At 40.7% G+C, this 14207-nt stretch carries 13 protein-coding genes; 9 read left to right on the forward strand and 4 right to left on the reverse strand.

Annotated features, from left to right (window positions below; translation table 11 throughout):
• Nucleotides 1-23 precede the first annotated feature (23 nt).
• From G3O08_RS13725 to G3O08_RS13765, 9 genes are all read left to right on the forward strand, one after another.
• Nucleotides 24-1532 (forward strand): sensor histidine kinase, encoded by a 1509-nt coding sequence (locus G3O08_RS13725; RefSeq protein WP_163285955.1) that lies wholly within the window; start codon nucleotides 24-26, stop codon nucleotides 1530-1532.
• Nucleotides 1532-2674 carry a radical SAM family heme chaperone HemW gene (hemW, locus tag G3O08_RS13730; RefSeq protein ID WP_163285956.1) on the forward strand — a complete coding sequence of 381 codons (1143 nt, stop codon included), beginning with the start codon at nucleotides 1532-1534 and terminating at the stop codon, nucleotides 2672-2674. The genes G3O08_RS13725 and hemW overlap by 1 nt, the downstream gene beginning before the upstream one ends.
• Before the next feature lie 45 nt (nucleotides 2675-2719).
• Nucleotides 2720-3493 carry a cyclase family protein gene (locus G3O08_RS13735; protein WP_163285957.1) on the forward strand — a complete coding sequence of 258 codons (774 nt, stop codon included), beginning with the start codon at nucleotides 2720-2722 and terminating at the stop codon, nucleotides 3491-3493.
• Entirely contained in the window at nucleotides 3490-3849 is a 360-nt protein-coding gene (locus G3O08_RS13740) for an MmcQ/YjbR family DNA-binding protein (RefSeq protein ID WP_163285958.1), read from the forward strand. The genes G3O08_RS13735 and G3O08_RS13740 overlap by 4 nt, the downstream gene beginning before the upstream one ends.
• Nucleotides 3850-3861: 12 nt before the next feature.
• On the forward strand, nucleotides 3862-4464 hold the full coding sequence (locus tag G3O08_RS13745) for a DUF502 domain-containing protein (RefSeq protein ID WP_163285959.1): 603 nt from the start codon (nucleotides 3862-3864) through the stop codon (nucleotides 4462-4464).
• Nucleotides 4442-5341, forward strand: a complete 900-nt coding sequence (locus G3O08_RS13750; RefSeq protein WP_163285960.1) for a DMT family transporter — start codon at nucleotides 4442-4444, stop codon at nucleotides 5339-5341. The genes G3O08_RS13745 and G3O08_RS13750 overlap by 23 nt, the downstream gene beginning before the upstream one ends.
• A 565-nt stretch (nucleotides 5342-5906) precedes the next feature.
• Entirely contained in the window at nucleotides 5907-7868 is a 1962-nt protein-coding gene (ispG, locus tag G3O08_RS13755) for a (E)-4-hydroxy-3-methylbut-2-enyl-diphosphate synthase (protein ID WP_163285961.1), read from the forward strand.
• The gene (locus G3O08_RS13760) at nucleotides 7865-8518 is read left to right on the forward strand and encodes an oxidoreductase (protein WP_163285962.1); all 654 of its coding nucleotides are present in this window, start codon (nucleotides 7865-7867) and stop codon (nucleotides 8516-8518) included. The genes ispG and G3O08_RS13760 overlap by 4 nt, the downstream gene beginning before the upstream one ends.
• Nucleotides 8519-8730: 212 nt before the next feature.
• On the forward strand, nucleotides 8731-9927 hold the full coding sequence (locus G3O08_RS13765; RefSeq protein ID WP_163285963.1) for an ATP-binding protein: 1197 nt from the start codon (nucleotides 8731-8733) through the stop codon (nucleotides 9925-9927).
• A 57-nt stretch (nucleotides 9928-9984) separates the two neighbouring features.
• Here G3O08_RS13765 and G3O08_RS13770 read toward each other — a convergent pair whose 3' ends face one another.
• From G3O08_RS13770 to G3O08_RS13785, 4 genes are all read right to left on the reverse strand, one after another.
• Entirely contained in the window at nucleotides 9985-11469 is a 1485-nt protein-coding gene (locus G3O08_RS13770; RefSeq protein ID WP_163285964.1) for a M28 family peptidase, read from the reverse strand.
• A 110-nt stretch (nucleotides 11470-11579) separates the two neighbouring features.
• Nucleotides 11580-11879 (reverse strand): hypothetical protein, encoded by a 300-nt coding sequence (locus G3O08_RS13775; protein WP_163285965.1) that lies wholly within the window; start codon nucleotides 11877-11879, stop codon nucleotides 11580-11582.
• 152 nt (nucleotides 11880-12031) lie between these two features.
• The gene (locus tag G3O08_RS13780) at nucleotides 12032-13279 is read right to left on the reverse strand and encodes a M23 family metallopeptidase (RefSeq protein WP_163285966.1); all 1248 of its coding nucleotides are present in this window, start codon (nucleotides 13277-13279) and stop codon (nucleotides 12032-12034) included.
• A gap of 27 nt (nucleotides 13280-13306) precedes the next feature.
• On the reverse strand, nucleotides 13307-14128 hold the full coding sequence (locus G3O08_RS13785; RefSeq protein ID WP_163285967.1) for a DUF3108 domain-containing protein: 822 nt from the start codon (nucleotides 14126-14128) through the stop codon (nucleotides 13307-13309).
• Nucleotides 14129-14207 lie beyond the last annotated feature (79 nt).

Raw genomic sequence — 14207 nt, forward strand, 5'->3', positions numbered from 1 at the left:
CCTGAAGAATACAGCATTCCAAAATGAATTTATACACAAAAAAGCAGCGGTGGAAAGCCGGATTGCTCGTGTTTGCTACCGTTATTGTGGGTCTTTCGCTATGGTACTCTAACCATATCGTAAACAAAATACGGCAGGAAGAACGTCAAAAAGTACAATTGTGGAGCGAGGCTATTAAGGAGCGCCTCTCGCTCATAAACTATACCGAAAATCTTTTTAAAGATATGCGCAGCGAAGAGCGCACCAAAGCCAAGATCTGGGCGCAAGCTACAGGAAGGGTTTTGACGGCAAGCGACAACGAGCTCCGTTTTTTGCAGGATATTTTGTCAAAGAATACGACAATACCGGTTTTGGTTGTCGATGCTAAAAGGCAAATTCCATTTTACAGAAATGTGGATGAAAAATATTTGCGAACTCCAAAAAGTAGAGACAGTCTCATTACTGCTTTTGGAGAAATGTATGAGCCCATTGGTTTAAGCATTCAAGGAATTGAGCAAAAGGTGTATTACAAAGATTCTCGTATTATTTCCGATTTGGAAACGACAATCGATAACCTGATAAATTCGTTTATCAGCGAAACCGTCATGAACTCCGGTTCGGTGCCAGTGCTCGTAACCGACAGCGCAAAAAGGCATGTTATAAATTACAGCAATATTGACTCTACAATCGTTCAGGACTCCCTTTTACTACAGAAAAAAATCGGAGAAATGGAAGCCAGCAATAAGCCGATTGAAATTCATTTTGGTGAAAATCAAACAAATTATGTGTTTTATACTGACTCGGTGATTATTACTCAGTTGCAATATTTCCCTTATATCCAGCTGATTATTATTGGATTGTTTCTCCTTATTTCCTATTTGATTTTTAGCACTTTTAGAAATGCGGAGCAAAATCAGGTATGGATAGGAATGGCCAAAGAAACTGCTCATCAACTCGGCACGCCCTTATCCAGCCTTATGGCGTGGGTGCAGCTTCTGGAAGCGCGAGGCACAGATAAGGAAACAATTACAGAGCTAAACAAGGACATTGAGCGCCTTGAAATGATTACAGATCGTTTTTCTAAAATCGGATCGACCCCCGAACTCAAAGAAACGGATGTTAAAGAGTTGATGGTTCAGGCTACTTCTTATTTGCGTCCGCGGATATCAACGAAAGTGGATATTGAGATAAATCAAAATCAGGAGACCGGAGTATATGCCATGATTAACGCACCGCTTTTTAGTTGGGTAATTGAAAACATTTTCAAAAACGCCGTTGATGCCATGGATGGAAAAGGGAAGATCACCGTAGAGATTTACAATGAAATTCAAAACGTTTATATCGATATAAGCGACACCGGAAAAGGGATCCCCAGTGTAAACCATAAAACTATTTTTCACCCCGGCTACACGACTAAGAAGCGTGGATGGGGTCTGGGTTTATCGCTTGCTAAGCGAATAATTGAGACTTATCACAGTGGCAAGATTTTTATAAAACGCAGTGAGCCAAACAATGGCACCACATTTAGAATCGTGCTAAAAACAAAAGCTTAATGGCTGGAATCTATGTTCATATTCCATTTTGCAAGCAGGCTTGTACCTATTGCGATTTTCACTTTTCTACCTCTATGCGCAATAAGCAAAATGTGCTGGATGCTTTAAAGAAAGAGGCGAAAATGCGTGTGGATTATCTGGGAACTGAACCGATTGAAACACTTTATTTTGGGGGAGGTACACCGAGTTTGTTAAACGCCCATGAGTTGACATCAATTCTGAAAAGCCTTCGTGAAAACTACAATTTTGCACATGAGATAGAATTCACTTATGAAGCCAACCCCGACGATTTGAGTGCTGAAAAACTTAACATGTTAGTTGAAAATGGAGTGAATCGCTTGAGTATCGGCATTCAATCTTTCGATGATAAATACCTTGAGTGGATGAACCGTGCGCACCGAAGTGCCGATTCCGTTGCCTGCGTGAAGCGTGCTCATGAGGCTGGCATTACCAATATCTCTATCGATTTGATTTATGGATTGCCAAACCTTGAGATTTCACAATGGAAGTCTGAAATAGATAATGCGCTTGCTCTTGGAGTAACCCATATTTCGGCGTACTGCCTAACCGTTGAGCCAGCAACCGCGCTGGGATTCCGAGTTAGAAAAGGCACCGAAAAACCTGTAGACGATGAAGCTGCTTCTCAACAATTTGAAGTTCTAATTGAAAAACTCGCTGCCGCAGGATTTGAACAATATGAAGTGAGCAATTTTGCGCGAGAAGGTTTTTATTCAAAACACAATACTTCTTATTGGTTTGGTATTCCATATCTCGGTCTTGGCCCCTCGGCACATAGTTTTAAACCGGCAGAGCGCGCTTGGAATGTGGCGAACAACAGCCGGTATATTCAGAAAATTGAAGCCGATGAATTGCCAATAACCAGTGAAAATCTTAGCCTTGAAGATCAGTTTAATGAATGGGTAATGACCGGGTTGAGGACCAAGTGGGGGCTTGATATTTTAGGCGGAACTCAACGATTCAAAATAGATTTAAGAACCGGAAATGAAAACCTGATTGAAAAACTCGTCCAGGAAAAAAAAGCGGAGTTAAATAATGGTATTTTCCGACTCACCAAAAGAGGATTTTTTCTGGCTGATGGAATAGCTTCTGAATTTTTTCTGGTGGAAGAAAATTCTAAATAACCAGATTGAAATAATCTGAAGTCATAAATATTTTAATTTTATCGCATGATTGCAAGCATCGAAACCTTCGGAGAATCATATAGTACTGATCTTTCCAAACCGATAGATATCTCTATTCCGCTTCACCCAGATGGGCCGCGTGCCTGGTATGTAGATAAAATGACCATTGAGCCGGTAATGACAGATCGATTTACTGGAAGTGTAGCCAAAGGAGGAGCAGTAAATTTTAGGAATATCGCTTTTAATCCGCATGGACATGGTACCCATACCGAAACAGTGGGGCATATTGATAATGAGATCATTTCGATTAATAGAACGTTGAATAAGTTTTTCTTTTTAGCAGAGCTACTTACCATCGCGCCAAAGCCATTTACCGGAAGGGAAGAAGAGTTTAAAAAACACGGCGACCGAATCATCACACAGGCAGATGTGGATTTGGCAATTGGAGATAGAAAATGCGAAGCGCTCATAATCAGATCAGTACCAAACACAGACGAAAAGCTTTCAAAAAATTATTCCAATACAAATCCGGTTTATTTTGAACCGGGAGCGCTAAATTTTATGCGGGCAAAAGGAATAAAACACTTGCTCACCGACTTACCATCTGTAGATCGTGAAGAAGATGGCAGAAAGCTGCTTGCCCACCGCGCTTTTTGGCATGGAAACCGCCCCGATGATCTGGAATGTACAATCACTGAATTTATTTATGTGCCTGATTCGGTAGCCGACGGAACTTATCTCTTGAACCTCCAGATTGTCTCATTCGAAAACGATGCATCGCCGAGCAAACCGGTACTATACAAAATTGAAAAAGAATGAATATAGAAGAATTTAGGGCCTATTGTCTTGCCAAAAAAGGAGTAGAAGAATCGCTGCCTTTTGGCCCTTCTGCATTGGTTTTTAAAGTGATGGGAAAGATGTTCACGATATGTAACATTGATGACTTTACCGGATTTTCTGCAAAGTGCGACCCCGAAAGAGCTATTGAGCTACGCGAAGAGTATCCCCACGGTATTTCCGGGGCTTACCATATGAGTAAAACCCATTGGAATGGGGTGCTCTGCGATGGAAGCGTTCCGCACCATCTCTTGATTGAATTGATAGATAATTCATATGATTTGATCGTTAAAAGTTTAACCAAAAAACTTCGTGACGAACTAAATATAATGCGTTAATTTTGCGGTCTTATGTTAGACCAAAAATTCATTTATAAACGCATATTGGGCTACTTTTTTAGTGGCCTTCTATTGGTAGTTCCCATTACGGTAATTATCTACGTAATTTACAGCCTTTTTATTTTCCTCGACCGGCTCATTCCCATAGCCATACCCGGTTTGGGTCTGCTCACTTTGTTGCTTGGTATTACTGTTCTCGGCTATCTCGGGTCGTCTTTCATTTCACAACCTATTCGCCGCAGGGCTAATAAGATGCTTGACAGAGTGCCTTTGGTTAAGACGATTTATACCGCCATATCAGATCTTCTTTCGGCTTTCGTGGGACAAAAAAAAAGTTTCTCGCGACCCGTATTGGTAAAAATGAGCCGCAGCAGCAATATCGAAAAGCTGGGGTTTGTAACCAATGACGACTTGAGTATGCTAAATCTTCCGCAAGGAAAAATAGCTGTTTATCTGCCACATAGCTACAATTTTTCTGGAAATTTATATATCGTTCCAATCGAAAATGTAACTCCAATTTCGGCAAATACAGCCGAGGTAATGAAATTCATTGTTTCTGGTGGTGTTACAGATCTGGGTCATAAAGAGGAAGATGAAACAGTCGAGATTCGGTAATTTATTCCTGCTTCACCTCATTGTTTTTATTTTCGGTTTTACCGGAATTTTGGGACGGCTAATAGAAACGAGTTCAGACATTCTGGTATGGTGGCGCATGATTATTGCCAGCGTAGCTATTGCGGTTTTTGTATACGCTACCGGTAAAATCAAAAAAAATCTTTCAGTAAATGCGCTCATTTACAGTATGGTGGGAATTATCATTGCCGCGCACTGGGTTACTTTTTTCGAAGCCATTAAGCAATCGAATGTATCTGTAACGCTGGCCTGCCTTAGTGCTTCATCGCTTTTTACGGCCATTCTCGAACCCATATTTTTCAAAAGACGTGTAGACAAATACGAGCTGTTTTTTGGCTCGCTGGTTGTTAGTGGTCTACTGCTTATTTTTAGTTTCGAAACAGAGTATAAACTCGGAATTATTCTGGCCCTGACAGCCGCATTACTTGCCTCGCTATTCACCACCATCAATGGAAAGTTGATACAAAAAGACAACCCATATCGCATCAGTTTGGTAGAAATGATGGCAGGTGCGCTGGGTATCACCGTTTGGTTATTTATACAAGGCAAGCTTAATGTCAGTTTGTTTCAGCTTCCGCCAATGGATTGGTTTTGGATAGCTATTCTGGGAACAGTTGCAACCGCTTTTGCATTTGTGGTAAGCGTAAAAGTAATGGAAGAAATAAGCCCTTTTACTGTCTCACTCACGGTAAATCTCGAGCCGGTTTACGGAATTATTCTAGCTTTTTTCATTTTTGGCAGCAGCGAAAAAATGACCTGGGGTTTCTATGCCGGAACGGTTTTGATTCTGGCAGCTTTATATCTGAACGCCCTTCACCGAAAGGGAAAATTGAAACGACAGAAGCAGTTGATTATATGAGCGAGTAGTTGCCAAGGCTCGCGTCTCGCGAGGCTTTATTATTCCGGCGTCCCGCCGGGCTCACGTTGATTAAAATTTGTTAGGATGCATAATGACATATTTACTTAATCCAAGAGTTACTTTCAATACCAATTTTTCGACCAAATAACCCAGCGAGACTCCGGACGAAATGTCCCCAAGCTAAAGCTCGGCGACTGCGCAATCTACCCTAAATTTAAATTGCCTATTGCTCATTGCTGCCCTCGTGCATTCCTCTCGGCGAAAAGCCTCGTCGGATGCAGGAAGGGAGTTTACCTCACGGTATAATAAAAATTAGAATCTAATTGGAAGGATTTAAGTAGTAATTAAGATCGTTATTGAAAATTGCCCATTGCTCATTGCCTATTGCTCATTGCCTATTGCTCATTGCCAACTAAGCGAAGCGACCTCACGCAGCGCAGCAAGTAATTGCTTATTAAACCTACCCCATCTCTCAATTTGCCGATTGTAAGTTGGCAATTCATTACGAAAACAACAATCATCCACCGAAAGCGTTACCTTCGTACTTCCAAAAATGCGTATTCTTATGTCAACGGCCATCTCTGACGATAAAAAATATACCACCAGCCTGATTACCTATCACCGATTTAAGACCCGCGAAGTTAAAGTGGGAAATATCGGCATTGGTGGCGACAATCCCATTCGCATACAGTCCATGACCACAACCGATACCATGGACACACAAAAAACTATCGATCAATCTATCAGGATGATTGAAGCCGGTTGTGAAATTGTGCGAATTACTGCGCCGACAAAAAACGACGCAATAAATCTCGGCCCCATCAAAGATGGAATTCGTGCTGCAGGATACGCCACTCCGCTCGTTGCAGATATCCACTTTACACCAAATGCTGCCGAAATCGCAGCCGGAATAGTTGAAAAAGTGCGGGTAAATCCCGGAAACTACGCCGATAAGAAGAAGTTTGAAAACATTGAATATACCGATGAGACTTACAATTCGGAATTAGAGCGAATCCGCAAACGATTTACTCCACTTGTGCTGCTTTGTAAGCAAAATGGCGCTGCGATGCGAATTGGGACAAACCACGGTTCGCTGAGCGACCGCATTATGAGCCGCTATGGCGATACGCCGCAGGGAATGGTTGAATCGGCTATGGAATTCTTGCGTATTTGTCGCGATCATGATTACCACGACATAGTGCTTAGCATGAAGGCCAGTAATTGCAAGATTATGGTGGAGGCTTATCGCTTGTTGATGGTTTACATGATGCGCGAAGATATGAATTACCCGCTTCATTTAGGTGTAACCGAGGCAGGTGAAGGCGAAGATGGACGTGTGAAATCTGCAGTTGGAATCGGAACTCTTTTGGAAGATGGAATTGGCGATACTGTGCGCGTTTCGCTAACCGAAGAGCCGGAAGCAGAAATTCCGGTTGCTGAAATGTTGGTGAAACGGTATGCCGAGCGCGGAGATCATGATCCGATTCCAGAAATTATTCACAACCCTATAAATCCTTTTGAATTTAACCGCCGTGAAACGGATGTAATTCTTAATATCGGAAAAGGAGAAGTGCCACGCATTATTGGCGACCTTTCAGAACGAGAAACGATTAAGCCGGCATCGCTTTTTGCATTTGGCTATAATTATAGCATTCCACTCGATAAGTGGAATATTACTGATCAGGCAACTGATTTTATTTTTGTCGGCAATAATGAAGTCGATTTTCAAATACCGGGTACTTTGGGCATCATTGCCAATGCTGACTATTGGAAAAAAGATCCTGCTAAGCCGCGTTATTATCCGCTAATCACAAAAGCGGAGTTTGAGAAAGAAGGCGAGTTGAGCCAAAAACTCAATTTTATCCAAGCAGAAGACACTGAAATATACAACGATGGATTTATCGATAAGCTGAAACAAACGCAGCATTCAGTTTTGGTATTATCAACTCAAAACACTCATGCAGTCGCAGCTTTGCGACGCGTTTTTATGGAATTGATGAATGCTGAATGTCGTATTCCTGTCATGATTTACCGAAAGTACAATAAGCTGAATAAAGAGGAGCTACAGTTGTATTCTGCCACAGACTTTGGCGCCTTGCTTATAGATGGCTTGAGCGATGGAATCTGGCTCAAATCAAATGTTATGGAGCTCAAGGCGCAAAATGCTTTGACTTTCGGAATCCTTCAGGCTACACGTACACGCATTAGTAAGACTGAGTATATTTCTTGCCCTTCTTGTGGACGAACACTTTTCGATTTGCAGGAAACAACCGCAAAAATCCGCTCGCGAACTGATCATTTAAAAGGGTTGAAAATCGGTATTATGGGTTGCATTGTAAATGGCCCCGGCGAAATGGCCGATGCCGATTATGGCTATGTTGGTACTGGTGTCGGAAAAATAACCCTCTATAAAGAAAAAGATGTCGTAAAGCGAAACGTATCATCAGAACACGCCGTTGATGAGCTTATCGAGTTAATTAAATTACACGGCGACTGGATTGAACCACTAAACCCGGACGGAAATTGAAAGCAGTAGTAGCAGGAGCAACAGGTCTTATTGGCGGTTATCTGATTACCGAATTAGAGAATGATTCTGCATTTAATGCGGTTGTAGCACTTACGCGAAAACCCAAACAGAATTCGGCAAAAACAACCTGGAAAGTAGTTGATTTTGATTTGGAAAGTAAACTTGAAAGTGCAACTGAAGGGGCGGATGTAGTATTCTGCTGTTTGGGTACAACAATGAAAAAAGCCGGCTCTAAAGAAGCTTTTTATAAGGTTGATTTTCAGTATGTTGTTGATTTAGCAAAAGCTGCAAAGAAGAATGGTATTCGCCAATTTTCTGTTATTTCTGCTATGGGTGCCGATGCAAAATCAAAGGTTTTTTATAATCAGGTTAAAGGCGAGATGGAAGCAGCCATACGCGAGCTGGGGTTTAATGAATTAATCATTTTTCATCCATCATTATTGCTGGGCCCGCGTGAAGAAAGCCGCTTTGGAGAAAGGGTTGGTATAGTTTTAGGAAAAATATTTTCGCCGCTTCTTTTTGGCTCACTCAAAAAGTATCATCCCATTCATGTTTCGCATATTGCTGAGGCAATGAGTGCAGAAGCGAAGACTGAAGCTGACCGTATCAGAGTTTTGGAATATGATGCGATTCTTGAAATGTCAAAATAATATCGTGCTTTGGAAAACCTGGCGGATTATTAAATGCAGGCATATCTCAGTTTCTATAAAACATATTTATTATAATACGATTAGCGCCGCATAGCGTATTTTTGGAAATACGTTTATTGCATACCATCGTATTTTGAAAAACGCATAAAAATCTGTTAATGTATTATTATTAATACAATAATTCGTATATTTGTATTTTTAGAAATACACTTATGGAAAAATTAATAGAGCGATTTGCCATCCGATTGCGTAATACGTCCTTAAGTTTTAAGAGGTATTTACTACACAGCATTGACTGGGGCGATAGGCTGATTGCTATAAAAGGAGCGAGAGGAGTTGGTAAAACAACACTCATACTACAACATATTAAAGAGAATTTTAAAATAGACGCAACAGTATTATACGTCAGTCTTGATGATATTTATTTTCAAGCGCATAGCTTGGTTGATTTGGCGGAAGAGTTTTACAAAAATGGAGGAAAACATCTATTCATTGATGAGGTGCACAAGTATTCGAATTGGTCATTAGAGCTCAAAAATATTTATGACAACTATCAAGATTTGAAGGTGGTCTTTACCGGTTCTTCGATGCTTGAAATTTATAAAGGTGATGCAGATTTGAGCCGACGAGCTGTAAGCTACGAATTGAAAGGGCTCTCTTTTAGGGAGTACCTCACCTTTGAAAAAAAAGCTGACCTCGCTCCTTTGGATTTGAGCGATATACTCGTCAATCATCACCAAATTGCTACCGAGATAACTGCAGAGCTAAAAATATTACCGGAGTTTAAGCAATACCTCAAAATGGGCTATTACCCATTTTATAAAGAGGGAAAAAATTCATATCATCAAAAGCTAAACAATATTGTGAACTTGATATTAGAGACTGATGTCACGTCGGTTTACAGAGCAGAATATCAGACCATTCTCAAGCTTAAGAAGTTGCTATATGTAATAGCGACTTCCGTGCCTTTCCAGCCCAATATCACAAAGCTTTCCGAAAAGATAGATACAACCTCACGGTCATCTACCTTGCAATATTTAGACTATCTGGAAAAAGCCAATCTGATAATTAATTTGAAAACGAGCGCCAAGGGAAACAACTACCTTGTAAAGCCCGATAAAATTTACCTCGAGAATACCAATTTGATGGTTGCCCTTGGAGACCAGGCGAATGAAGAGGGAAACATCAGGGAGACCTTTTTCTTAAACCAGTTGAGTGGAGCAAACCAGGTAAACACAAGTAAAATAAGCGACTTTCTTGTAAATAATCAATACACCTTTGAGGTGGGCGGCAAGAATAAAGGTAAAAGCCAAATTAAAGGACTTGACGATGCTTTTCTGGCCAGTGATAATATTGAGATTGGGTTTGGGAATAAAATTCCGATATGGCTGTTTGGGCTGTTGTACTAGGGAATTATTCAACGGTTCCTTTTCGCGTTTTTACAAAAAAATCATCCTTTAAAAGACTTATTTCCCATACAGACTTTGACCAGCATCATAATATTTATCTCCTTTTATCCAATAAGGTCTTTCGGGCATATTGCCCACCAGGCGGCAGGCCAGCACATAAGCCTTGGTAAATTTATAGAGATAATCATAATCAACAGAGTTGGGATTATCAGCTTGTTTGTGATAGTATCGCGTTATTTCTTCTCCAAAATCGGTAATTCCCATACCGTACATTAGTGCTGGAATGCCCACTTTGGCAAAGCTCACCTGATCAGACCGGTCATAGAGATTCTGTTCTGGCACCGGATCTTTTGTTGCTTGCAATCCATAGGCCTCACATGCTTTTCTCAATACAGATTCTGCAGTAGTGCGCTCTATACCGATAATTGTAGCGGCTGAAGTATCATTATAACCGCCATTATCGCTGTTAAAGCAATACACCACCTGCTCTAAGGGCACTAATGGATGATCGACATACCATTCACTACCGAGCAATCCTTTTTCCTCGCCGGTAAAGAAGATAAAAATTGAGCTGCGCTTTAGCGGATATTTTGCAATATTTTCAGCCGCTTTGAGCACTGTAGCCGTTCCTATTGCATTGTCACGCGTACCGTTAAAAATGCTGTCTCCATCTAAATCGGGTTCACCCACGCCCACATGATCGTAATGCGCTGAATAAATTACAAATTCATCTTTGAGTTTTGAATCTGTTCCTTCCACATATCCAATTACATTTTTGGTTGTGAATTTTTTTATTTCATTTCCGGCTATCGTTAATGAGGCATTTCCCACATATGATTCAAAATACGGTCTTCTATTATTGTTCACATCCTCGAGCCAAATATGAGGAATGGATTCATCGTCCTGCTCCCCATAATCGAGTGCTACTTTCGTATTGCTGAGATAATATCTCAATATTTTCCAGTTTGGCTGGGGCGAATTAAAAAGTTCAATAACGGCAAGCGCACCTTTTTCATTCGCCAGCGCAACTTTTGTCGCACCCGATTTAAAAGCTGACATGGCTCCCCGATCCGTTTTCTGACCGGCTTGTAATACCACAATCTTTCCTTTTACATCTAAATCGGAGAAATCGTCTTCATTTCCATATCCTGCATATACTACCGGGGCTTCAATATTTACTGAGCTTCCGCCAATATATATCAGCTCATTATCAACAGAATAGGAAGAGTCTCTTGTTGCAAATAGGCCTTTGCTCGGTGGAGAAGATGACACCATTTTTACCTCCTGAAAATACGTGTCAATTCCCGGGACAGTCAATGCGCCTGCCGCAAAAAGCGATGTAGAGAGATATTTAGCTGCAATATCCAGTCCGGGCGAAGGGGTTTGGCGACCGCGGAGCTCATCTGATGCGATAAACGATATAGCTGCTTCTACTCCCTGACGTGTAACAGTTTTATCTACTAACTTTTTATCTTTTTGAGCAGAGGTTGTTATACAGGTCAGTGCCAGAGCTGCTGCCAATAGGATTTTAGAAATCTTCATATAAGACATAATTTTTAACAGAATGGCACAAGGTAAATGAATCTTCCGAAATCTGACCTTTTCCGGTCTGATTTGATAAGAATTAAAATGAATAGGATGTAAAGATTGAATCAACAGTACGACCGCATAATGCGGTACCGGGTAATGGCATTCCCATTTTCATCTGATATTTCGAGCGTAAATGAATCAGCATTATGCTGCTGCAATGGTATTTCGATCTTCTCTCCTGATTTATAAAACCGGTTGCCAACGAGATTTTTACGTGTGGTAGAGAGCAATTCCAGCGCAATTTTTCTATCAATAGGGATTTTACATTCCAGCTCCAAACTGCCCCCTAAACTGTTAATAGAAGCAGTTACGTTAAAGTCTGTTTCCTCCTTTAATACCGTACAATCAACTATGTTATACATCGTCTTTAAATTACTTTCAAAGGTATGTCTATTGATTTGTTATTAGGAGTAAAAGTAAAAGGTATGCAGTACGAGTATTTTACCAAAGGATTACAATAATGAGACTCGATTGAAACGTTTTGGCGCATTATCCGAAAGGAGTTTATAAACCATCAAACATCCTCTCTTTCAATATGAATTCGCTCAAGCAAGGGTGCCAGCGTATCCATAGCTAATTTAAACGCGTCTTTATACTTTGATTCAATTGGCTCGCTGGGTGGCAAATCTTGTTTGTAAGGATCTACCTGATTTCCGTTTTTCCAAAAGCGATAGCACACGTGCGGCCCTGTAGCTAAACCGGTAGAACCTACCAAACCAATAACATCTCCCTGACGAATTCGCTGGCCAACTTTAACCTTGCGCTTGCTCATATGCAGGTATTGGGTTGTGTAAGTACTATTGTGTTTAATTTTCACGTAATTGCCATTGTATTTGCTGTAAGCAGAAGCTATTACAGTGCCATCTCCTGTCGCCATAATGGGTGTGCCGGGAGGTGCAGCGTAATCTGTACCAAGGTGTGCTTTCCATCTTTTCTGTACAGGATGGTAACGCTTCATGGTGTATTTAGAAGAAATACGCGAAAACTTAAGCGGTGCTTTCAAAAATGCCTTGCGTAAACTCTCGCCATTCTGATCAAAAAAGTTGGCTACGCTATCCTGCACAAAACGATAGCTGTAAAATGCCTCATCGCGGTGTACAAATTCTGCGGCAAGCACATGGCCTATACCAATGCTCTGGCCATCTACATAGATTTCTTCAAAGATTACCTTAAAATAATCGCCTCTTTGAATACGATAAAAATCTACGGTCCATGCATAAATATCGCTTAGCTTATTTGCTAGCGTAGGGCTTAAATCGTTTTCTGCAATTGTTTGAGAAAGAGAGCTGTTAATCACTCCGCCGACTTCTCTGATTTTTGTTACAACGGGCTTTTTACCAATATATGCCGCTATGGAATCATTGAGTTGATAAACCACATAGGTGTCGGGACTGGTCTCTACCACAAAGTAGCAGGCAGATTCTGTACTGTCTTTTGTGCAAAACATCGCATATGGATCGCCTTGGCGCAATTTGCGAACATCGTAAACGTCTTTAGCAACATTTTCTAAAGATGCAATGCTGCCATAAGGCACACCGTATCCCAATAAAATATCAGCGAGAAACTGATTTTTTTTGATAATGCCATCGTAAATTTTAAACGATGCTTCAGGAATGCCGTACCTTTCGGCAATCTCTTCTACTTCAATTGACTGCTCTATATCACTGTATTCTAAATCCGTGTTTTCATCTGGGGTGCAACCCAAAACAAGAAGTATAGGCAAGAATGAGAAGTATGAAAATCGTAGTTTAAGGGATCTCATATTTCACGAAGGTAAAAATTGAAACCGTTAATTGCTGACTATTGAAATTGGATTGGCGAGATTCTTATAATCTACAAGCTCCATTTTAATGCTTCCCACCAAAACTTTGGCCTGCGCCAAAATCAAAATTTTGTTCTTATCGTCTGTAATCCAAACAGTCATGTCTTCTTCTTCTTTAAAGATACGACCTTCCTGAACCACGGGAACAAATTTTAAACATTTATATGTTCCTGATCTTACCTTCACCTCTTCTCTACCAATAAATTTAATTTGTAAGGGATACTCCTCATCATCAACAAAAGTAGGGATTGTATAAACTTGTCCGTATTGGGCATTTGAAAAGTCAAAAGTTCGGGCGTAATAAAACGACGAGAGCATATCTTGCGAAAATGGTGGAATTTTATAGGTCTTTCCTTTATTGGTTTTTACTGCCGCTTTGTGCTGATAGAATGCGTATTCCTGTTTCTTTTCATAACCGCCTTCGCGGATGTCGCGCACAAACTGCCATGGAAAAATTCCCTGCGCGTCGAGAAAGGTCTCGTATCGATCACGAACTTTAAAAAACCAATTAAAAGCACCAAGGGTTTTTCCGGTTCCAACAATATGATACGCCGACCGACCCATATATTTTTTCCCTGCATGATTTACGGTAAGTTCAGCTTCGCCCGCATCTATAATACCATAATGCAAAACAAACTTCAGGTATTCGCCGGCTGTGAAGGCTTCGTTTTGAACAGTTGCCAACTCAATAACTGGAAGGGTATCAAGGCTTGCTACCTGAGGGGTCTTTTGCCCAAACGCTGCAAAGGTCGAAATCAACAGAATTGAAATTAAAAAGATCTTATTCATAGTACCCTTGTTCCCAAAATCCGTTCCAAATTATAAAAACCTCTTTTATGTCAGTATTTGGCATCGATTAAAAGACGTA

This window comes from Cryomorpha ignava, assembly GCF_010686655.1.
GTDB classification, from domain to species: domain Bacteria; phylum Bacteroidota; class Bacteroidia; order Flavobacteriales_D; family Cryomorphaceae; genus Cryomorpha; species Cryomorpha ignava.

Excerpts from the sequence above, each read along its gene's own strand:
- G3O08_RS13725 (WP_163285955.1), top strand. The coding sequence starts at position 24 with ATGAATTTATACACAAAAAAGCAGCGGTGGAAAGCCGGATTGCTCGTG.
- hemW (WP_163285956.1), top strand. The coding sequence starts at position 1,532 with ATGGCTGGAATCTATGTTCATATTCCATTTTGCAAGCAGGCTTGTACC.
- G3O08_RS13735 (WP_163285957.1), top strand. The coding sequence starts at position 2,720 with ATGATTGCAAGCATCGAAACCTTCGGAGAATCATATAGTACTGATCTT.
- G3O08_RS13740 (WP_163285958.1), top strand. The coding sequence starts at position 3,490 with ATGAATATAGAAGAATTTAGGGCCTATTGTCTTGCCAAAAAAGGAGTA.
- G3O08_RS13745 (WP_163285959.1), top strand. The coding sequence starts at position 3,862 with ATGTTAGACCAAAAATTCATTTATAAACGCATATTGGGCTACTTTTTT.
- G3O08_RS13750 (WP_163285960.1), top strand. The coding sequence starts at position 4,442 with ATGAAACAGTCGAGATTCGGTAATTTATTCCTGCTTCACCTCATTGTT.
- ispG (WP_163285961.1), top strand. The coding sequence starts at position 5,907 with ATGTCAACGGCCATCTCTGACGATAAAAAATATACCACCAGCCTGATT.
- G3O08_RS13765 (WP_163285963.1), top strand. The coding sequence starts at position 8,731 with ATGGAAAAATTAATAGAGCGATTTGCCATCCGATTGCGTAATACGTCC.
- G3O08_RS13770 (WP_163285964.1), bottom strand. The coding sequence starts at position 11,469 with ATGAAGATTTCTAAAATCCTATTGGCAGCAGCTCTGGCACTGACCTGT.
- G3O08_RS13775 (WP_163285965.1), bottom strand. The coding sequence starts at position 11,879 with ATGTATAACATAGTTGATTGTACGGTATTAAAGGAGGAAACAGACTTT.
- G3O08_RS13780 (WP_163285966.1), bottom strand. The coding sequence starts at position 13,279 with ATGAGATCCCTTAAACTACGATTTTCATACTTCTCATTCTTGCCTATA.
- G3O08_RS13785 (WP_163285967.1), bottom strand. The coding sequence starts at position 14,128 with ATGAATAAGATCTTTTTAATTTCAATTCTGTTGATTTCGACCTTTGCA.